This is a genomic window from Pseudoalteromonas sp. Z1A8, assembly GCF_011378855.1.
Classification (GTDB): Bacteria; Pseudomonadota; Gammaproteobacteria; order Enterobacterales; family Alteromonadaceae; genus Pseudoalteromonas.
The window spans coordinates 16,942-37,009 of the sequence record NZ_WTLB01000009.1 but is presented as its reverse complement, the minus strand read 5'-3'; the positions used below and the strand labels follow the sequence as shown (position 1 = coordinate 37,009).

Annotated in this window: 16 protein-coding genes; all 16 read right to left on the bottom strand. The window is 40.1% G+C overall.

Features of this window, described 5'->3' with window-relative positions:
- Window positions 1-12: 12 nt before the first annotated feature.
- Window positions 13-1,452, bottom strand: a complete 1,440-nt coding sequence (gene tldD, locus GQR55_RS05435) for a metalloprotease TldD (protein WP_165739311.1) — start codon at window positions 1,450-1,452, stop codon at window positions 13-15.
- Window positions 1,449-2,288 carry a carbon-nitrogen hydrolase family protein gene (locus tag GQR55_RS05430; RefSeq protein WP_166419756.1) on the bottom strand — a complete coding sequence of 280 codons (840 nt, stop codon included), beginning with the start codon at window positions 2,286-2,288 and terminating at the stop codon, window positions 1,449-1,451. The genes tldD and GQR55_RS05430 overlap by 4 nt, the downstream gene beginning before the upstream one ends.
- Entirely contained in the window at window positions 2,285-6,142 is a 3,858-nt protein-coding gene (locus tag GQR55_RS05425) for a YhdP family protein (protein WP_166419755.1), read from the bottom strand. The genes GQR55_RS05430 and GQR55_RS05425 overlap by 4 nt, the downstream gene beginning before the upstream one ends.
- Window positions 6,142-7,614, bottom strand: coding sequence for a ribonuclease G (rng, locus tag GQR55_RS05420; RefSeq protein ID WP_002958405.1), 1,473 nt, complete (start codon window positions 7,612-7,614; stop codon window positions 6,142-6,144). Before rng ends, GQR55_RS05425 begins: the two co-directional genes overlap by 1 nt.
- A 1-nt stretch (window position 7,615) precedes the next feature.
- Window positions 7,616-8,185 carry a Maf family protein gene (locus tag GQR55_RS05415; RefSeq protein WP_166419754.1) on the bottom strand — a complete coding sequence of 190 codons (570 nt, stop codon included), beginning with the start codon at window positions 8,183-8,185 and terminating at the stop codon, window positions 7,616-7,618.
- Window positions 8,185-8,664 carry a rod shape-determining protein MreD gene (mreD, locus tag GQR55_RS05410; RefSeq protein ID WP_007586341.1) on the bottom strand — a complete coding sequence of 160 codons (480 nt, stop codon included), beginning with the start codon at window positions 8,662-8,664 and terminating at the stop codon, window positions 8,185-8,187. Before mreD ends, GQR55_RS05415 begins: the two co-directional genes overlap by 1 nt.
- Window positions 8,657-9,499, bottom strand: coding sequence for a rod shape-determining protein MreC (gene mreC / locus GQR55_RS05405; RefSeq protein WP_197175766.1), 843 nt, complete (start codon window positions 9,497-9,499; stop codon window positions 8,657-8,659). The genes mreD and mreC overlap by 8 nt, the downstream gene beginning before the upstream one ends.
- The gene (locus GQR55_RS05400; RefSeq protein ID WP_007586338.1) at window positions 9,499-10,542 is read right to left on the bottom strand and encodes a rod shape-determining protein; all 1,044 of its coding nucleotides are present in this window, start codon (window positions 10,540-10,542) and stop codon (window positions 9,499-9,501) included. Before GQR55_RS05400 ends, mreC begins: the two co-directional genes overlap by 1 nt.
- 134 nt (window positions 10,543-10,676) lie before the next feature.
- Window positions 10,677-12,725, bottom strand: a complete 2,049-nt coding sequence (locus GQR55_RS05395) for a formylglycine-generating enzyme family protein (protein WP_166419753.1) — start codon at window positions 12,723-12,725, stop codon at window positions 10,677-10,679.
- A 121-nt stretch (window positions 12,726-12,846) separates the two neighbouring features.
- Window positions 12,847-16,587: an H-type lectin domain-containing protein gene (locus tag GQR55_RS05390; RefSeq protein WP_166419752.1), complete on the bottom strand. Its 3,741-nt coding sequence runs from the start codon at window positions 16,585-16,587 to the stop codon at window positions 12,847-12,849.
- A complete protein-coding gene (locus GQR55_RS05385) occupies window positions 16,584-17,075 on the bottom strand; it encodes an agglutinin biogenesis protein MshP (RefSeq protein WP_166419751.1) in 492 nt (163 codons plus the stop codon). The genes GQR55_RS05390 and GQR55_RS05385 overlap by 4 nt, the downstream gene beginning before the upstream one ends.
- Window positions 17,065-17,904: a type II secretion system protein gene (locus GQR55_RS05380; RefSeq protein WP_166419750.1), complete on the bottom strand. Its 840-nt coding sequence runs from the start codon at window positions 17,902-17,904 to the stop codon at window positions 17,065-17,067. The genes GQR55_RS05385 and GQR55_RS05380 overlap by 11 nt, the downstream gene beginning before the upstream one ends.
- Window positions 17,904-18,440 (bottom strand): prepilin-type N-terminal cleavage/methylation domain-containing protein, encoded by a 537-nt coding sequence (locus GQR55_RS05375; protein WP_166419749.1) that lies wholly within the window; start codon window positions 18,438-18,440, stop codon window positions 17,904-17,906. Before GQR55_RS05375 ends, GQR55_RS05380 begins: the two co-directional genes overlap by 1 nt.
- The gene (locus GQR55_RS05370) at window positions 18,427-18,918 is read right to left on the bottom strand and encodes a type II secretion system protein (RefSeq protein ID WP_166419748.1); all 492 of its coding nucleotides are present in this window, start codon (window positions 18,916-18,918) and stop codon (window positions 18,427-18,429) included. Before GQR55_RS05370 ends, GQR55_RS05375 begins: the two co-directional genes overlap by 14 nt.
- 8 nt (window positions 18,919-18,926) lie before the next feature.
- Window positions 18,927-19,457 (bottom strand): prepilin-type N-terminal cleavage/methylation domain-containing protein, encoded by a 531-nt coding sequence (locus GQR55_RS05365; protein ID WP_166419747.1) that lies wholly within the window; start codon window positions 19,455-19,457, stop codon window positions 18,927-18,929.
- A 22-nt stretch (window positions 19,458-19,479) separates the two neighbouring features.
- A complete protein-coding gene (locus tag GQR55_RS05360; protein ID WP_166419746.1) occupies window positions 19,480-20,064 on the bottom strand; it encodes a prepilin-type N-terminal cleavage/methylation domain-containing protein in 585 nt (194 codons plus the stop codon).
- Window positions 20,065-20,068: the final 4 nt, after the last annotated feature.

Sequence of the window (20,068 nt, the reverse complement as noted above, 5' to 3'; positions counted from 1 at the left end):
GCTTGGCAATATTTAAGCTGTGCCGCCAACCGTTAATTTATCAATTTTAAGGCTTGGTTGGCCTACGCCTACCGGTACGCTTTGACCATCTTTACCACAAACACCCACACCTTTATCAAGGGCAAGGTCGTTACCAACCATAGATATTTGCTGCATTACTTCTGGGCCGTTACCAATAAGCGTTGCGCCTTTAATTGGTTGAGTAATTTTACCATTTTCAATTAAGTACGCTTCTGATGCGCTAAATACAAACTTACCTGAGGTAATATCAACTTGTCCGCCGCCAAAGTTAGGCGCGAATACACCTTTTTTAACACTACTGATAATATCGGCTTGGCTGTGCTCTCCGCCTAACATGTAGGTGTTAGTCATGCGAGGCATAGGTAAATGTGCGTAAGACTCACGGCGTGCGTTACCGGTAGGGCTTACACCCATTAAACGCGCGTTTAGCTTATCTTGCATATAGCCTTTTAAAATACCGTTTTCGATAAGTACGTTGTAAGCGGCTGGTGTGCCTTCATCATCTACATTAAGTGACCCACGGCGATCGGCCATGGTGCCATCATCAACAACAGTACACAGCTCAGATGCTACTTTTTGGCCAACCTTACCACTAAACGCAGATGCGCCTTTGCGGTTAAAGTCGCCTTCAAGTCCGTGCCCTACTGCTTCGTGTAAAAGTACGCCTGGCCAACCATTGCCAAGTACAACTTCCATAGTACCTGCTGGTGCATCAATAGCCTCAAGATTTACTTTAGCTTGGCGTACCGCTTCTTCAGCAAATTCCATCCAACGTGGTTTACCGTCAACAAGTTCTTTAAAGTAACCATAATCTAAACGTGCACCACCACCTGCGCCACCGCGTTCACGGCGACCATTTTTTTCAAGCAGTACTGAGCAGTTTAAACGAATAAGCGGACGAATATCGGTAGCAAATGTGCCATCACTTGCCGCTATTAATACTTCTTCGTATACCGCCGACATTGAGCTAATTACTTGCTCTGCATCGGGAGCTAATTCACGAATGTAGTTTTCAAGTTCACGTAATAAGCTCACCTTGTCGGTATCGCTCATACTCGAAATTGGTTGATGCGGTGCAAACTGCTCTTTAGCTTTAACATCACTAAATACTTTAATTGCTCTATCTTCGCCAGCATCTGCAATGCTACGAGCCGCTGTAGCCGCTTTATTAAGTGCTTCGAGGTTTATTGCATCAGAGTAAGAAAAACCTGTTTTTTCGCCGCTTACAGCACGTACACCAACGCCACGTTCAACGTTATAAGAGCCTTCTTTAACTAAGCCGTCTTCAAGCACCCATGATTCGTGGTGGCTTGATTGAAAATATAAATCGGCGTAATCCACTTTATGCTGATGTATGTAAGCGAGCGTTTTTTCGAGCTCTTCTCTATTTAGCTGGCTGTCGTGTAGTAAATGCTGTTCAACCGAATTCATAATAAATGCTCTCTAAATCGTTGATGAGACTGCACGGGCATATCTCGTCTAATTTTTTGTAACTGGTCTAAATCTGCGTTGCAGCTTATAAAACCGGTGCCTGTTGGCAATTCACTCAGGGTACTTCCCCAAGGTGAAATAATAATACTGTGGCCATATGTTTGTCGGCCATTTTCATGTGTACCGTACTGAGCTGCTGCAACTACATAACATTGTGTTTCTATTGCGCGAGCTGCTAGTAATGGCTGCCAATGCGCTTGCCCTGTGACGACTGTAAATGCACTGGGGACTAAAATAATATCGGCGCCTTGGCGTACTAGTTCGTTAAATAAGCCACTAAAGCGCAGATCATAACATACTGTTAAGCCTATTTTACCAAAGGGAGAATCAACAACAACCACATCGTTACCTGCCTGGGTAAAATCTGACTCTCGATAGCTACCGGTTTTGTCATCTACGTTTACATCAAATAAATGTATTTTGTTATACGTTGCAACCAGCTCGCCTTGATTATTATATAAGTGCGACGCTGCATAATATTTATGTTCGTTAAATGGCTCAGGCATTGTCCCTGCATTTAACCAAATATTATGGTGTTGGCACAATTCACTAAGTTGTAGTTTGTATCGCTCAACCTGCTTAGCAATGGCTAGCGTGTCGTTGCCACTTTTACTAAACACTAAAAAAGCCTCAGGCAAACAAACAAGTAATGGTCTTGTTGCTGGAAGTGTTTTAAGGGCACGCTTTAAGCTTGCTATGTTGTCATCAGGGTTTACTCCTGAACACATTTGCAGGGCAATTATTGTGGGTTTGCTTAGTATTTCAGTTTTGTTCATTGCGTTACTGTTACTTGTGCATCTTTAAGTTTTAAATCGACTGATACTTGTGGCTGATTTTGCGCAGCTTGAGGTAGCGTAACTTCACGACTTTTTCTGTCGAGTTCTTGAACAATAGGATCGTTCATTTTACCCGTCACTTTAAAGTTGATCTCTGAGATCACGCGCGCAGAATGAATAACTTTATCAATTGCTAAGGCAGCAAGCCCTGTTACTGGGTTTACCATCCATGCAACTATTACAGGAATACTCGAGGTTACCTGCGGCGCAACAGCAAGGTCATAATCTATATCTAGCGTGTTTAAATTTGCATAGCCTTTAATGGTTAAATCGGCAGGTACACCGTCCATCTTAGTATCTTTAGTGTAAGCAATACCGTTTTCTAACTGCATAGTGCCTTGCATGCTGTTATAAAAAAAGCCCTCTGAAAATACATCTCTAAAATCAAGTTTCAGCTTTCGTACTAATGAATCAAGGCTCAGTAACGAAAATACGCGAGCACCGCCATCGCTAACTTCAGTTAAATGACCTTCTCCTAAATCCCAAGCTATCTCGCCACTTAAAGTTTTCACATCAAAATTGTAAGGGGCTGCTTGCCAAGTAAGATCATAATTTAGATCGGCTTTTGAATCTTTAATCGCAGAGGTTATATCAAACTCGCCAAAAAGAGCGCCTATGTCATCACTTTTAAGCTCGCCACTTAGCGCTGTTAAGCCATTTTGCCACTGCCCTTTAGTGCGCAGTACATGATCGCCTTTATCGACCACAAGTTGTGATATTGATAAACGCTCGCCATCACCCAATAGCGACGCACTCACTTTATCAAGTTGGTAGCGATCTATTTTGCAATCACTACATTCAAACTCAATGGCAGGTATTTTAGTAAGCCAGCTCAAGTCTTCCTCAGGAAGCACATCTGTTATTTCAATTACTTGCTCGGCTTTTTTTGCAAAATTGAGCCTTAGATAATCGGCATCAATTCGTATGGGCTGGCTAGGCTGTGATGTAGGGATAAAAACCCCTGCTCTAAGCTCTTTAGCATTTAACTTTAGGTATAGATCGTCTTTTGATGGCGCTAAACGCATTTCAAAATCATTAAAAATGATGTTACTCGCATCAAGCATACCTATACTTGCAACCACCTCATTAAGCGGTGGCATAATCCCTTTTGATTCTTTATCTGGATTTGCTTTACCAGCTTTAATTATTTGATCAATCAGATCAAACCAAGGCACTAGTTCACTCTGTTCAAGGTTTATATTTACGCTTAAGTCTTTTTGGTTTAATCCTAAATCTTGTTTTCCGAGCACAAAATGGACATTACTAAACTGTGATTTTCCATTTTCTAAAATAGCATTAAAGTAAAACTGCTGGTTGGCGTTTGCGGTAATGAGATTAGAAATGTCATCACCTTGTACTATTGCATCAAGCGCCCACACTTGTTCACTATTTTTATTATAAGGTGCAGGTAAGTTACTCGTTAAGCCAAGTAGTTCTGAGTTTACCTGTGCACGGTAATTAAAGCCTTGCTCGGTAAAATTAAGTACTAAGCCAATATCAACATCACTTTGCCCGCTTAAATAATTTTTTAATATACCTTGCCCACTATCTATTAGTGTATCGGCGTCAATTTTGGCGTTTATATCTATGTTTGCTTGGTAATTTTTTGCATCACTTTTACTGCTGTAATTAATAGTTAGCGGCATGCCCAACCATTTCGCAGTCGCATTTTTAAGTGTGATATTGTCGTTTTTAAAATTAAGCTCGCCAGTTAAGTTTTTAAGCTCAATCCCTGGCGTTGCTATAAATACTGGCAAGTCATTTAAATTAACCTTGCCGCTAACACTGGCCCCACCTTTAAATTTTGAGCCTACTAAAAGCTCAATACTGGCATCGGCTTCGCCTTTGCCCTGCACAACTTTAAAAATTTCAGCAAGAGGTTTGGCAATAGGTGTCGCTGCAAAAAAGTCATGTAACTTTTCCATTTGTGCTTTTTTATCAATTTGCACAATAAGTTCATCAGCATGCATTAAATCTGCAATGCTTACCTGTACACTATTACCAATATCTAAATTAACCAACTTACCTTGCTGGCTATATATGTCCATACGCTCATTATCAAAATGTAGCTGTACGTCGGCATTGGTGACCAAAGGCCAATCAGGATCAAACTCATAGGTTGCGTTATCTATTTGCGCTAATACATCAAACTGACCACCACCATCAGTAAATGGGAAACCAGATAAAGGTCCTGCAAATAATACTTGTGCTTTAGATACTTCTCCGCCTTTAATTGCACCATTTAAATAGCTAACGAGCTCAGGGCTCATAGCTTTTAATGGGAAGTAATGACCTGCAATTTTGGCATCTGGGGCGAAGGCTTCAGCGTAAAGATCTAATCGAGGATCATCTGTTAGACTAATTTGTAATTCTGCAGCAACAGTAACTTCATTATTATCAAACCATATATTGTCACTACTTATATGCCAGCCATCATCTCGCTTAGCTAAATCTAGCTCTACATTTAGCTGATTATAATTTATGTCGTTGCTAAAGCTTTCGCCTGTAACTAATGTGCCATTTTCACCAAATAAATTTATTCGACCACTACTTTGATTAAGTAAACCATTTACTCTAAGTCCTTGTGCTGCAGGTACCGATCTTAATTCTTGCCAACCAATATTGTCAGCCTCAAACCATAATTGCCATTGCTGTGCATTAGAGAAATTTAAATAAGCGTGATCTATTTGCCCACTAGGTTGGCGCTCTAAAAATGGCTCAAGTGCATTAAAGTTACTTAGCCCTGCTAGGTTACTCAGTAATTCAAAATCGACTTGATGAAGCCACACTTTATTTTGCGGCCCTAACTGAGCTTCAAATTCTAAACTTGGCCATATTTTGTCGTTACTATTAAATGTTAAACCGGTACTTTTTAAGTGCCAGCTATTTTGATCTGGGTATAAGTGAAAGCCACCTTCACTCAAACTAACTTGCTGACTTTGATCCTCTCGCTGCCAGCGCACAAAGCTTGGCAACCATTGCATTTTTATATCACTTACAAGGCCTTTATCTAGCTTTAACCATGCTTGTAAATTAATGTCGCTATGCAGTTGTTGTTTTTCGGTATTAATATATTGTGCAAACCAGTTAGATACATCGACCTTATTTGCTTGCACATAAATGTCGCCCGCAACTTGTTCTAAGGTATCGCCAGTGAGTGCTATGCGCGCGTCAAAATCACCGACCGAAATACCCGGCAATGCTAAGCTACCACTGCCAAGATGCTGCTCATCGTCATTTTGCCAAACAATATTTTTAAGGAGTAACTTACGTTCTTTACCGTCTTCTAAAATAAAGTTAATACTAGAGTTTTCTATTGCAAAGTGACCTGTTTTACCTAAAAACAACTCTTCTATTAACTCTTTTTGTTCAAAAGAGACTTCGTCGTTATCACCGGTTTTAAACAAGTTGGTAATATTTACACTGGTATGAAAACCATTAATAACAAAATAATTGGATTTAAATTGCAGTGCTTTTAAGCTTTCCCATAAGTTTAGCTCTAAGCTGGTTTTGGCAATGGTGAGTGATATTGGCGCGGTTTCGTTATCTTTAAACGATAAATTCTCTAGTACTAATGCAGGACCACTGCCCTGCCAGCTTGCTGATATTTCACCTATAGATAAGCTTATTTCAAACTTTTCGTGTAAATAGCTTTCTATATTACCTTTGTATTCGTTTGCATACGGGAGGGTATATTTTAAAATTGAAACAATAACGGCCAGTAATACCAAAATTATGGCGCAGGTCTGCCATAACTTTCTAAAACAAAAAAAACAGACCGTTTTTGCTTTCATTACATCATTACCACATCAAACTGCTCTTGGCTGTATAAGCTCTCTGTTTGAATATTGACTTGCTTACCAATAAATAGTTCAAGCTCGGCAAGGTTATGGTACTCATCGTTTAGTAGGGCTTCACTTACAGCAGGCGCTGCGTACACCATAAACTTATCGGCAGCGTATGCTCGATTAACGCGTACTATTTCACGCAGTATTTCGTAGCACACTGTTTCAACTGTTTTTTGCGATCCACGACCAGAACACGCCGGGCATACATCACATAAAATATGCTCTAAGCTTTCGCGGGTACGCTTACGCGTCATTTCAACAAGTCCAAGTGCTGAAAGCCCGTTAATATTCGTTTTAGTGCGATCTTTAGCAAGTGCTGACTCAAGAGAATGCAATACGCGGCGCTTATGATCCTCACTTACCATATCAATGAAGTCGATAATGATAATACCGCCTAAGTTGCGCAGCCTAAGCTGGCGAGCAATTGCAGAGGTTGCCTCTACGTTGGTATTAAAAATGGTTTCTTCTAAGTTACGATGTCCTACAAATGCACCGGTATTAACATCAACAGTCGTCATTGCTTCAGTTTGGTCAATAATTATATAACCACCCGATTTTAAGGTAACTTTGCGATGTAGTGCTTTTTGAATTTCGTTTTCAACGTCAAACAAATCAAATATAGGTCGCTCACCAGGATAGTACTCAAGTACTTGAGAAAGCTGTGGGACAAACTCTTCTGTAAATAACTTTAGTTCTTCATAGCTAAGTTTAGAGTCAACGCGAATGCGCTCCATGTCTTCACCTACGTAGTCACGTAGGGTTCTAAAGGCAAGCGTTAAATCTTCGTGTAGGATACTGGCTTTACTCGTTTTTCTACGACGTGATGTTATTTTTTCCCATAATTTTCTTAAAAAACCGGCATCGTGTCGTAATTCAGCTTCGCTAGCGCCTTCTGCAGCAGTACGTACAATAAAGCTGCCATTTTCGTCGCCATATTCAGCGACTATTTTTTTAAGGCGTGAGCGCTCTTCTTCAGTTTCAATGCGCTGACTAACCCCGACATGGGTCGCATCTGGCATAAATACTAAATAGCGAGAAGGTATCGTTATATCAGTGGTGAGTCTTGCGCCTTTAGTGCCTAGCGGATCTTTTACCACTTGCACCATAATGTATTGGCCTTGACGAACTAACTCTCTAATGTCTTGTACTTTTTTTATTGGTACGTCGTCTACACCTTCAACAATAGAGGCACTATTTACAATATCGGATGCATGCAAAAATGCGGCTTTTTCAAGGCCGATATCTACAAACGCAGCCTGCATACCCGGAAGTACACGACTTATTTTTCCTAGGTAAATATTGCCTACAATACCTAGATTACCAATTCGCTCTAGCTGTATTTCTTGCAGTACACCGTTTTCTATTAGGGCAACACGGCTTTCGCTCGGTGTGACATTGATCAGTAATTCTGTACTCATGTTACCTTCTTAAGAATGTTTTTAATAATTGTTCGGTTTCATATAAAGGTAAGCCTACAACAGAAAAATAGCTACCCGCAATATGAGTTACAAAGCGACCACCTAAACCTTGGATACCATATCCGCCGGCTTTATCTTGTGGCTCACCCGTCTCCCAGTAGGCATTAATTTCTTCATCTGTTAAGGTTTTAAAAGTAACGTCAGTGCTTACAACGCAGCTAATTACATCATTTTGCGTCGCAAATGCTACAGCGGTAAGTACTTGATGTGTGTTACCTGATAGGCGTTTTAATGTATTTATAAAATCGTTTTTATTACGTGGTTTACCCAGTGATTCGTTGTCGATAACAACCACTGTATCACTACCAAGTACGGGGCGATCTGTATACCCAAGCTCTACACCACTTTGAGCTTTTAAGCGCGCTAAACGCTCAACAAGTGCTCTAGGTTGTTCGTTTGGAAGTACACTTTCATCTGCATCAACACTAAATTGTGTAAATTCGACACCTAATTGGCTTAATAACTCTTTACGACGGGGAGAGGCTGATGCCAAATATACTGCGGTAGTCATTACCTGATCCTAAAATGTCTGCGATATTTACGAAGTAATAAAAAGACCCAAAACCAGCTAACCATTCCGGTTGCTACTGGCCATAAGTACTGTGGATTAAAGTAAACACCTAGCAAAAAGTGATTTAGCCAAAACTGCATTAAATGATACAGCGTTAAAAACAAACCAATTAATAAGCTTTGCTGCCAAAGCGAAAAGTTACGAATTTTTTGAAAATTACTCGCAGTTACAAATATACATATTGAAAATGTAAGCGAGTTCACACCTAGCGGTGAGCCAGATGCTAAATCTATTAATAAGCCAACAACCCAAGCCGTACCAATATTTAATCGATGAGGTACTGCAAGTGACCAATACATAAGTACAAGTAAAACCCAGTCAGGCCTAAATGGTTCAAACGAAAATGGGAGTGGCATTAATGCCATTATTAACGCAAAAAAGATGCTTAGCGCAATTAACAATGAATAACGATTAATCATCGCTGATTTGCTCCTGTTTATTACGCCATAAAATAACTAGCAAACGAATGCGATCTAATTGCGCAATAGGCTCTGCAAAAACTTGTGCAAATGGACGACCTTCATCACGGTTTATTTCGGTTACTACAGCTACCGGATATCCCTCAGGGAATGTGCCACCTAAACCTGATGTAACAAGTACATCACCAATGCGTACATCTAAGCTGTGAGGTACATGCGAGAGCTTAACTACGTTAATTTTACCTATGCCTTCAACAACGGTTCGTACATCGTTACGAAGTATACGCACAGGTGTAGCATGCGTGGTGTCGGTCATGAGTAATACCCGTGACGTTGTTGAACCAACCTTTGTAAGCTGCCCTACTACACCCATTTCATCAATTACGGCTTGGCTTTCACTAAGCCCGTCAGTGGTACCGCGGTTTATAACAACTTGATGGCTATACGGGTTTGAGTGCACAGAAAGTACCTGAGCAATAATTTTACGATTTGATTGCTTTGCCGATGAGCCTAATAAGGCGCGTAGTTTTTGGTTTTCTCTGGCTAGAAATTGATACTGCTGCAATTGCTCGCTTTGTAGCATTTGCTTTTTTTTCAGCGCTTCGTTTTCGGTAAGAAGTTGATCCCGCGTGTGCAGGCTTTTAGCACTTAAGCTAAATAATTCGTAGGGTAAATTAGCAACATAAATTAGTGGGCTAACTAAGGTATTAAGGCTGGTACGAACAACGGTACCACCTTGCGTATATCTGTCTCCAACTATGAGTACGATACTCAAAAGCACTGCGACAAAAAGTCGCAGTTGCAAAGAGACTGTGCGTCCAAACATTAATTTCATTAATCGTAACTAAAAACGTCACCACCATGAACATCGATCATTTCCAGTGCTTTACCGCCGCCACGTGCAACACACGTAAGTGGATCATCAGCAACAACAACCGGAATACCCGTTTCTTCCATTAATAAGCGGTCTAAATCTTTTAGTAGCGCACCACCGCCAGTAAGTACCATACCGTGCGCAGAAATATCTGATGCCAGCTCTGGTGGTGATTGCTCAAGTGCAACCATTACTGCGCTCACAATACCCATTAACGGCTCTTGTAGAGCTTCTAGGATTTCATGTGAGTTAAGTGTGAATGAACGCGGAACACCTTCTGCAAGATTACGACCGCGTACTTCAATTTCGATTGGCTCATCAGTTTTAAATGCAGAGCCAATTTGATGCTTGATGTTTTCGGCTGTTGCTTCACCAATTAAGCTACCAAAGTTACGGCGTACATAATTAATGATAGCTTCGTCAAACTTATCACCACCAATACGAACTGATGATGAGTAAACAACGCCGTTAAGTGAAATAATAGCAACTTCAGTTGTACCACCACCAATATCAACAACCATAGAACCTGTTGCTTCTGATACGGGTAAGCCTGCACCAATAGCAGCTGCCATTGGTTCTTCAATTAAGTAAACTTCACGAGCACCTGCACCCATTGCAGATTCACGTATTGCACGTTTTTCTACTTGAGTAGCACCACACGGTACACAAATTAATACGCGCGGACTTGGGCGCATAAAGTTATTGTTATGCACTTGTTTAATGAAGTGTTGTAACATTTTTTCTGTTACAAAAAAGTCAGCAATAACACCGTCTTTCATTGGACGAATTGCTTTTATATTACCCGGAGTACGGCCTAACATAAGCTTTGCTTCTGTACCTACAGATGCAACACTTTTAGGTCCACCAGCACGCTCTTGGCGGATAGCAACAACAGAAGGTTCATTTAATACAATGCCTTCGTCTTTTACATAAATGAGGGTATTGGCTGTACCCAAGTCGATCGATAGATCGTTAGAAAAAATACCACGGAGTTTTTTAAACATGAGGCTGGATGACCTTTGAAATACGTTCTTATATTAGCTGCCTCACTTTAACATGCTCAATTATATGAGCAATATAAAGCGCAGCGCCTTTGTGAATTTGTGAAAAAAGGAAGCAAAGCTTCCTTAATTAAGTTTTATCGTTCGCGAACTAAGCGAAAACCAATGTAGTTAGATCTAAAATCAGGCGCTAAAATTAAACGCGTAGATGCGCGAGCAAGGCTTGGTGCAAAGTTCCACGCTCCGCCTCTTACTGCTACATCAGACTCACCTGATTCTTTATCGGTCCATTCCCATACATTACCTACGGTATCGTATAATCCAAATGCATTTGGAGAAAAAGAACCTACTGGCGAGGCACGTCTGTTTGACCACTCACTACCACACCAACCACAGTTAGCTAGGTTTTTACCAATTTCGTTACCCCAAGGGTATTCTGTTTCGGTTCCAGCGCGTGCTGCGTATTCCCATTCAACTTCGTTCGGTAAACGAAATTGCTGCCCTGTTTGACCCGATAACCATTCAGCGTAAGCTTTTGCATCGTTATAAGTTAAACATACCGCAGGAAAGTCACTGCCTTGCTCAAAACCAGGGTTACGCCAATTTAAATTTGCTTCCCATACTGGTTCGCCATTTAAATAATACGCACACCCTTTATTTTTTTCCGCTTGGGTTTTATAACCTGTATTTGCTACAAACTTTTCGTAGGCACCTACGGTTACTTCTTTGCTTTGCATAGCAAAAGAATTTGCTATTACTTTTTCAATAACTGGGCGCTCATTGGCTAAACCATTGCCATTAATATCGCCCATTTTAAATTTGCCTGCAGGAATAACCACAACTGGAGTTTCTACGTTTGCATTTAATACATTAACGTTTTCACTCACTTTGCGTGCTGTTACTTCTGGTTGCTCTCGAGTATAGGTCGGTGCAGCAATCGACTTAGGCTTTTTTACTAAATTTGCATTAATTGTTTGTGCTTTGTTTAAATCAACACGAGCTTGGTAAGGTTTATAACCTAACTTACGTATTTCAACGTTGTGAACACCACGCGGTAAACGCGTTATTAAGCGTGTAGAACCAAAGCTAACACCATCAATAAACACTTCATCGTCATAAACATTAGATCGTAGTGTTAATTCTACAGACTGATCCTGCTTTTTATTGGCAATAGAAGAGTAGTCTCTTTTTACCGGTGCCGACTTAATTGAATAATCACGTACTGGTTGCTCATTTAAACGAGAAACCGATACTGTGTTGGCATTATCCTTGGTATTACTGAATGTTAACTGACTATCAGTAAATGTTGTGCCATAAGCGGGTTGATAAGCAGCAGTAAGCGGAGTGCCGTACTCAGAACAATAGCGGTTATCTATACTTAATAAGCTACATAAACGACTGCTGTTAACTTCGCCGCGCATGGTTACACTTAAGTTAACGTTGTAGTTACCCTGGCCGCTAAATGCACTGTTAACCACGTGGCTACTTAATATTTGTACTTGAGCGCCCGCCAAATTACGTTTTGGTTCAACAATGCGTTCTTCTGTTAAGTTTGCAAATATTTGATCAACAAAGCGTTTAGTCGCTTTTTGTAGACCCATTTGTTGACCGCGTTGCTCACACGCTGCTAGCGTTTCTGTACGCTTACAGTTAATAGTGTGATTAACCTCAAGTGTGCCTTCACGTGTAAACTCGTTACGTAAACGCTCTACTCGGGCTGTTGTTAACTGCTCTTTTAAACTTTCTAACGTATTTAAAAGCGCATGTTTAGCAACACGAATTTGCTCTATGTCTTTACGGTGGGATGCAATTGCCGCCAACTGCATAGAAATATCATCTTTATTTTGCTTATGATCAATCACCGCTTTTTGATAGCGTGATTGAGCCGCACTAATATTAATAGTGGGATCATCAATTAAACGACGGTACATTTCGTTCATTGCATCGAGCGCTTGGTTTTTTTCTTTATCTAGCTCGGTAGAACGAGAACGAAGTAGCTCTAGTTGATTTTGTAACTGACTTTCTTCTTTAAGATGTTTTTCAAGTATTCTTGTCGAGTTATCGTATTCTGTTTGTTTAACACTAATCTCTGAGTCAATTCCAGTTACTGTAGCTGTGTCTTGTGCAAATGCACTACTGGCTAATAAACTAGCTGAAACTAACAGAGATAAAGGGGTAATTCGCATATATTCCAGTCCCAAAAAGCGGCAATTATTTGGTCGTTATTATTTTTTATAATTAAAGCCTTATGCTATGTACTTGCAGCACAAAACACAAGCTTTGTTCAATTATTATCTTAGTTTACAACTATTCGCGTGTTTCACGCCAGTAAATAACCCGATCATTTCCTCTAAAGCGGCCAAATTGTAAAATAGCACGAGGATTAAGTTGTGTACCATCACCTTGCCAATCCCACTTTAGCCAATCATAAGTATTATATTCTAAGGTAAACTCGCCCAAACCATTTGGTTGTGCATAAATGCCATTGTTTGCAGGATACACTCCCGCTTCTAATTGACCTGATGCTCCACCTCCATATTCATAGCCCAATTGCGGACTACTAGGTGATATTTGAGTGATTTGGGTATGATCAAACACACTACAGTTATCTTCAGCGTTATTCACAAATCCACTACCGTTGTAATACTGAGACTGCATAGGAATAAGTAAAGGGTCGAGATCGGAGCCTGCGTTATTGCCAAGTACTAAACGTCCAAACCTAAACTCTATTGGTAAGTCATTTAGTCTTACGCTATTACAACCACCCGAACATGCTTTTTGTGTATTAGGTTTATCATTTGCTTCAATAAGTGTTGCCCCTTCTATGTCAGAAAGCGTTGCCATCAAACTGACCATGGCAAATGGCCCGTCTGGTTGCCCTACACCTAATCTTTTAAGTATGGTATTTATTTGGCTCATTTGCCATTGGCCGTCACTTATGTCCCCCCAGTTATTATTTCCTAGGTTTACTAAGCGGCTAGCAAGATTAGTTGCGGGTATATAGTTAGCTACTTCATTATTTTCGGCATTGATGGCTACACTGGACTTATCGAAGCCCTCTTTATAATTGGCCATTAGCTCACCATTTTGATTTTGTGCTTGTACTGTAAAGCCAAGTTCAAAAGGTTGATCGAGGTAAGTTAAATTACTGCCATAACGTGTACATTGCGCTGCGGCTTGCACACCTAATATTTGATACTGTGAAGGTGCAAAACGGCCAACATTGTATAGCTCACCTTTCACGTCTCCCGCACCAAAGTAATCGGCATCTTGAAGACCTGCGGTTAAATCAACAATGCCAACTTGGTCGTAATTATATTGCGATACGGATTCACTCAAACTACCTGTATCACTAAAGGGTGATGTACTCATCGCTTCAAGCGTACCTGAAATGCCTGGTGTAGGCGCTTTAAGCGATGCCTCTACAAGCGGTTGCTCTGTAATAAAATGCTTGGCAATGGTGTTATTTGTAATATTGCTGTAGTTGTCTGGGAAACCATCGTTGTTGGTGTCTTGCCCTGTTTGCCACTGCACTGCATTCATTTTTAAATCAAATGCTTCGCCCGTTAGTCTAAATAAACTCCCATCAGCGTCTGCTGCATAACCATCACTTGCAACTTCCATCGCTAATCCAAATGGCTTTACAACATATTCATTTGAACTACCTGTTAGATTGACTGATAAGTTAGTAATCGGATCTAAAATTAAGTTGGTTTTTACATTTAAACTCAACTTTCCTGCATCGGGGTAATTAATAACAATTGGCGCTTTAGACTCATTATCAAAATTAAGTATGAATGGTTTAGCTGCTTGCTCTACCGCAAAGGTATTATTGTTATTACTAAGTGATACTGTATCAGAACAGCTTGCACCAGCACTGCATGTGTACGATAAGTCTAGGCTTACATCGCCACCGGCGGGAAATGCGGCTTCACATACTCCCGTTGTGGTATTTGTTTTTACCGCCTGAATAGATAGCGCTTTTGCATTAAATCCAGTATTTGAAGGCTTTGCTGATAACTGAGTAGGAATTGTAGTATTGCCATCGGTTTCGTTATTAAAAATAAACCCTGCATCAGAAAATGTGACTTTACAGCCGCTCAAACCAACATTATTACCACCGATGTAACAACGAAGAGGTGCCGAAGGATCTGCAGTGTTATACCCAAATGTGGCGCTACCAGTTGTACGTTTGGCAAACTCAACAGTTGTTGAGCCTGTAAAATTAATATTCTCCCCCGTAACCCAGCTTTGTTGCCCACTATTATCTGGAGAAAGGTTTAAACTAGATGGCTCAGCAAATAATAAATCGCAGGCGTCATTTGCGCACGCTGTGAGTGTCATCTCTTTAGCTTCACACGTTAGACCTTTGTTATCGCTGATTGTTAAACGATAATGATCTAGGGTTTCTGGTGTATAAATGCCACAAAAACCAGGGATACTCTCTGGTACTGGTAGAGCGTCAAACGTTGAGCTCCCTTCGGTAATAATTTGAGTAGCCGATGTAATTGACCCCTGATACGTTACATTTTGTGCAATTCTTACCTCACCAGTGGCAACAATGTAGGCCGCAATATTGGCATCTGCTGCAATAGCAATCGCTCCATCAACATAAATAGCTAAATATGCACCAGTTTCTACCACTATATTTGTTTTACCTATATTCAAAAATGAAGTCGATAAAAGTGATGTGGTGTCTTTTAAAAAAATACGTGTAGGCGCTGTTACTCGGTACTCTGTTTCCAGCATGCTTAACTGCAACTCATCATAGTAATAATCGCCAGCTAAGGAAGTAGGTACTGGCCCTGTTGAGCTACCATCGTTTGTAACCGTTGGTACTTGCGCCGCTTGATTAGGCTCTAAAGAGTTATAGCCACCAGCAACACATGCTTGACCATTACATAAAGGAGGACTCGTCAGCGCTGTAGAGATTAAATTCGTGGTTGTGACAAACTGTGCATTACCGTCTGTTATTTCTACCCCCTGAACCAACTGTACCTCACCGTTATTATAAGTAGAAATAGCGCCCGGGAATAACGTATCACAATCTAAAATATCACCATTAAATACGAAGGTACTGGTCATAGCGAGTATTGAAGCTTCTTCTTTTACGTGACGGCGCTCGTTATCGCCATCACGGTCTTCATCAACAACCAAGCCCAACCTATTTGTTCTTAAGTTACAGCTGCGTAGCCAACCGCCGTCATCTTCTCGGCGTGAGTTTTTACTTGCTACAACTAATGGAGCCACACTAAAGCTATTAGTAAAACTAAAGTAATTACAGCCATTGCTCCAACCGTCAACTTCAAAACCGGTAAAAAATGTTTCCCAGGACACTTCAAGTCCATTATCGTCTGTAAATACGCGGTTACTTCCAGGCTCAACAGCCATATAAGCAACCGTCTCACTTTTTATAACGCCGAGTGCTGTTTCTGAAGCTTCTAAGGCAATATTAACGCCGCTAGCAGATAAAGAATTACTTTCTACTGCAACGGTCAAAAAAGGCACTAATGCTTGAGTAGGTGGGTTACTATCTATGCTGTTGAGCGTTTGTAATGAATGGAAAAAGTTCGGCCTTTGAGTAAATGGTTCCGCGAATACTAAAGACTTATAACCTTTAGGAGTAAATGGGGAAAAACCTGACTTAGGACCATATTGTAGCTCTAATAGTAAATCGGTACTTCCTACTTCCATGATTGTTCCATCAGGAAACTCATGTACGCCATATTCAACAGCCAAATAATGAGCTCCCATCGTAACGTGCTCACCATCCTCACCCGAAGGCTCAAGAGGTAGTGCCTCAAAGCTGGTTGTGGTTATATTACGTATTCTTATTATTGCGGGGTTTCCGCCTTGGTTTGTTGAGAGCATAAAAACAGCAGGAGGTGTTATGTATTGCTGTTGAAAATTTATTTTTGTCCAAATAGGTGATGTGTATGTATCTTGCAGCTCTATAAAGCGTCCTTCAATTTTAGGCGGTACCGCGTTTGCGTAATTACAAAGCAACACGCAGCTAAAAAATATAATGACTAATGCATTTTTCATCATGGTAACGTTTTAGCCTCTACGCTTAGTGTTCTTTGTGTTTGCCAATAGTCTTTTCTGCAGCTACTCCCCACAGAGCAATCAATTGCAGCACACGTTGCACTGCTTTGTAGATAATATATATTCACAAGCCCATTTGCTGTACTGCTGTCGGGTAGGTCTATATATTCATCACAACTTATCACTACTTTACAGTTAGCTAAATATGCAGTTTGGAAAGTTAGATCAGTAGTAACCAATGCACAGCTTTGAACTGAGCTATTTACAGGAAATAGTTGTGTTAAACCACTTTCAAGGCCGCTTTGCGCCGCCATATAAGCGCGAGCGCCGTAATACTCAATCGTGTTTTGTTGTGATGCGCCAGAAAGCACTTTAACTAATGCTAACCCTAGCGCTAATAAAGCAACAATAATTACTAAAGAAACAATTATTAAGTTCCCTTTTTGCTTACTGGGTAAGGCTTTTCTGTGAGAATTCTTTTTAAGGTACATTAGGAATATGCACCTCATGGTTAAAGTTCATTACTTCGGTATCGTTAAATTGCATTTGCGCATTTACGTTAAGCACAGCGTTTCTTTGTAAGGAGAGCGCATCAAGAGTAAAAAATAAATCGCTCGCTAAATTATTGGCAATGTAAATACCTAATAAATCACGTTTAACACCACTGCTTACTTGTAAGCTCACAGCATCTAATTGATTAATAGTAAAACCGTAATTGGTATATCTATATAAATATTGCCCTTCAACACAAAAACTTACCGGTTCTGAAAGCAAATAAAGGCGTTTACTTGGCGACTCTTGGGCAAATGCTTTACTAAATTGCCACTCATCAATTGCACTCGCTGAACTATTAAATGCAGATACTTTTAAGCGCTTATTATTATTTTCATCATATATATCAGTACTGCTTAACGGGTATATCGTTGCCCAATCTCCAGCTTGCGGCTGCGTTAAATTATTAAGTTCAAAATCAACAGCGCTAACATTAAAAGGTGCTACGGTAGGTAGGTAATTTGTATAGTGAGTTGCCGATAAAAATGGCGTAAATTCTAAACACTGCTGCGCACCACACGCTCCGCTAGTATTATTATCGCAAGAGAGCCTTAAAGAATTTGGCGTAGCATGGCGCAACTCTTTACTAAGTCGCGTTATTAAAAAACGAGCTTGTGCAACCGCTTCTTGGCGCTTTACACCTTGTGAGTAAATACTGACACCTGCACCAATAAACGAAAACGCACTTACGGCTAAAATGCCAATAATAATCATGACAAGTAACAATTCTATAAGTGTAAATGCATTTTGGTATTTAGCACTTTGCATTAGTAATTCCCTTTATATGCACTAAAGCCGTAAACCTCACCTAAAGGTGATGTTACTTCAATAGTAATGCGCTTAAAGGTTGTGCCATCGTTGGTGGTCGATTCATTAAAGTCGCTATCGTATTCAACGGTAACAACTAAATTAAAGTCGCTGTACTGACTTAACACCTCACCTAAACTATTTGTAATAGGTTGGTTAGAAAGTGCAATATAGTCATCTACATCGTTATAACTAGTTCGAGATTCTGAGTCGGTGCCTAAATCGCCTGCTGCTGTACAGGGCTCTGCACCTAAGGTTGTTTCGCCGCAACGTCTAAAAGGAGCGCTTCTATCGCTGTGCTCATCAAACGACTTGCTTTGAATTTCGTTCATTAATGATTGACCAAATTCAGATGCTCTCAAAGCAATAATTGGCTCTGCACTTTTTTTGGCTTGCGGGGCTATTAAAGCAGTAATAATGCTAAGCGAAATAGCAAACATGACTATGCCAATAATAAGCTCAATTAAAGTAAAACCTTTTGCTTTAAGGGCACGCATAGATAAGCCCTTCACCACTGATGCATACGCCAGCTAATCCAACATCTATTCGACATTGCGTAGTACAAGTTTGATTTGATTTACCTAAAGGATCAAAACTAATTTGGGTAAATATATTCGCGTTACTATCTAAAGCATTAAAGGTTATATCACTTCTTTGCGTGTCTATTTGTACCACTAAATGATCGGTGTTATTGGCATCAGCTCCTCCGATACATGTATCAGGTGTGGGGGGAGCAATAAGTGTGGAGGTTATATAAAGGGTATGACAACTTGCCATTGCTGTATTTTGCATGGCACGTAGCTGCACTGTTCTCAGTGCATTTAAAGCACGATCTCGATATGAATAGGCGTCTTCTGTTGAGCTGCCCAGAAATTTGGGAACTGCCGTTACCGACAGTATTCCCAATATTACTAGAGTAATAATTAACTCAATGAGTGTGAAGCCACGCAATCGTTGCTTACTACTGCTTTTCATTTATGTAATTAACAGCCCGTTAAATAAGTATCAATAGTAGGTGTTTCTACTGAAACTGGGGGTGTACCAGCATTCGCATCACTAGCTTCTGTATATTCGATGCGACATAGGTCTGTCTGTACATAACTATTTGGGAAAATTATTACTTTCTTATCAGCTGCAATCTCTACAATATTAAAATCTGCTGAATCATCAGCAGCAAAGCTAACATCTAAAAATGCCTCAAAGGCAACCTGTGTTGCTGCAGGGTATCCATAAACAGTAGGTACATCTACACCAGTATCGACTGTTACGGATTCAGACGCTTTTTTGTGATTACTGGCAATAATAGACTTACCGTTTACGATATTCATACCACTGCGAATAGAGCCCTGTAAGCCTTCAAGTGTTGAAGCATTGGCATCACCTTGCAAGTTTAAAAAGCGAGGTGCTGCAGTAACAGCTAAAATGCCTAAAATAACAATTACGATGATCAATTCAACAAGTGTAAAACCTGCTTGTTTATTCATTGGTAAACTTTTTAACGATTGCGTTTTCATAAGTAAGCCTCTTTTTAATTACTTAATTTTTAAATATTTTTACTTTGCCTGTTTTAGCAAAATATGAAAAACCTGTTAACCCTAATATTTCACCCGTATTGGTAGGTATATTTTTAATATCAAGGGTATGAGTTAAATAATAGACGCATTGCGTACTTTCTGCATTGTACCTAACTAAAAAACTTACACTTTTTATTCTTGATATTTCATTACTTAACGTACTACTGGGTGCATCTTGTAAAATGACATTTAATACTTCGCGACATTTATTAGCATTTATAGCTTCTGCACGAGTATCTTTTTTTTCTGTTTCATCACTTGTTGGTGTACCTAACATACCATCAACACCAACTATTACCCCTCCATAATTAACAAATGTTTTATTTGACCTACTATTTGGCCTTCCCTCTAATTCCCATTGACCTCTAACCATGCCTACGGCTGATGAAAAACCACCTGCGATAGCATCTACGCTCGCATTATGAGCTTGATTTTTAATACCTATATATTGAGGTATAGCAAAACTCATAATTACTGCCAATAAAATAACAACAATAACTAACTCAAATAATGAGAAACCTTTTGAGTAAGCCTTTGATGCTATCACTTGG

Excerpts from the sequence above, each read along its gene's own strand:
- GQR55_RS05400 (WP_007586338.1), bottom strand. The coding sequence starts at position 10,542 with ATGTTTAAAAAACTCCGTGGTATTTTTTCTAACGATCTATCGATCGAC.
- tldD (WP_165739311.1), bottom strand. The coding sequence starts at position 1,452 with ATGAATTCGGTTGAACAGCATTTACTACACGACAGCCAGCTAAATAGA.
- GQR55_RS05380 (WP_166419750.1), bottom strand. The coding sequence starts at position 17,904 with ATGCAAAGTGCTAAATACCAAAATGCATTTACACTTATAGAATTGTTA.
- GQR55_RS05395 (WP_166419753.1), bottom strand. The coding sequence starts at position 12,725 with ATGCGAATTACCCCTTTATCTCTGTTAGTTTCAGCTAGTTTATTAGCC.
- GQR55_RS05370 (WP_166419748.1), bottom strand. The coding sequence starts at position 18,918 with ATGAAAAGCAGTAGTAAGCAACGATTGCGTGGCTTCACACTCATTGAG.
- rng (WP_002958405.1), bottom strand. The coding sequence starts at position 7,614 with ATGAGTACAGAATTACTGATCAATGTCACACCGAGCGAAAGCCGTGTT.
- GQR55_RS05385 (WP_166419751.1), bottom strand. The coding sequence starts at position 17,075 with ATGTACCTTAAAAAGAATTCTCACAGAAAAGCCTTACCCAGTAAGCAA.
- GQR55_RS05415 (WP_166419754.1), bottom strand. The coding sequence starts at position 8,185 with ATGACTACCGCAGTATATTTGGCATCAGCCTCTCCCCGTCGTAAAGAG.
- GQR55_RS05430 (WP_166419756.1), bottom strand. The coding sequence starts at position 2,288 with ATGAACAAAACTGAAATACTAAGCAAACCCACAATAATTGCCCTGCAA.
- GQR55_RS05365 (WP_166419747.1), bottom strand. The coding sequence starts at position 19,457 with ATGAAAACGCAATCGTTAAAAAGTTTACCAATGAATAAACAAGCAGGT.
- GQR55_RS05390 (WP_166419752.1), bottom strand. The coding sequence starts at position 16,587 with ATGATGAAAAATGCATTAGTCATTATATTTTTTAGCTGCGTGTTGCTT.
- GQR55_RS05375 (WP_166419749.1), bottom strand. The coding sequence starts at position 18,440 with ATGCGTGCCCTTAAAGCAAAAGGTTTTACTTTAATTGAGCTTATTATT.
- mreD (WP_007586341.1), bottom strand. The coding sequence starts at position 8,664 with ATGATTAATCGTTATTCATTGTTAATTGCGCTAAGCATCTTTTTTGCG.
- GQR55_RS05425 (WP_166419755.1), bottom strand. The coding sequence starts at position 6,142 with ATGAAAGCAAAAACGGTCTGTTTTTTTTGTTTTAGAAAGTTATGGCAG.
- mreC (WP_197175766.1), bottom strand. The coding sequence starts at position 9,499 with ATGAAATTAATGTTTGGACGCACAGTCTCTTTGCAACTGCGACTTTTT.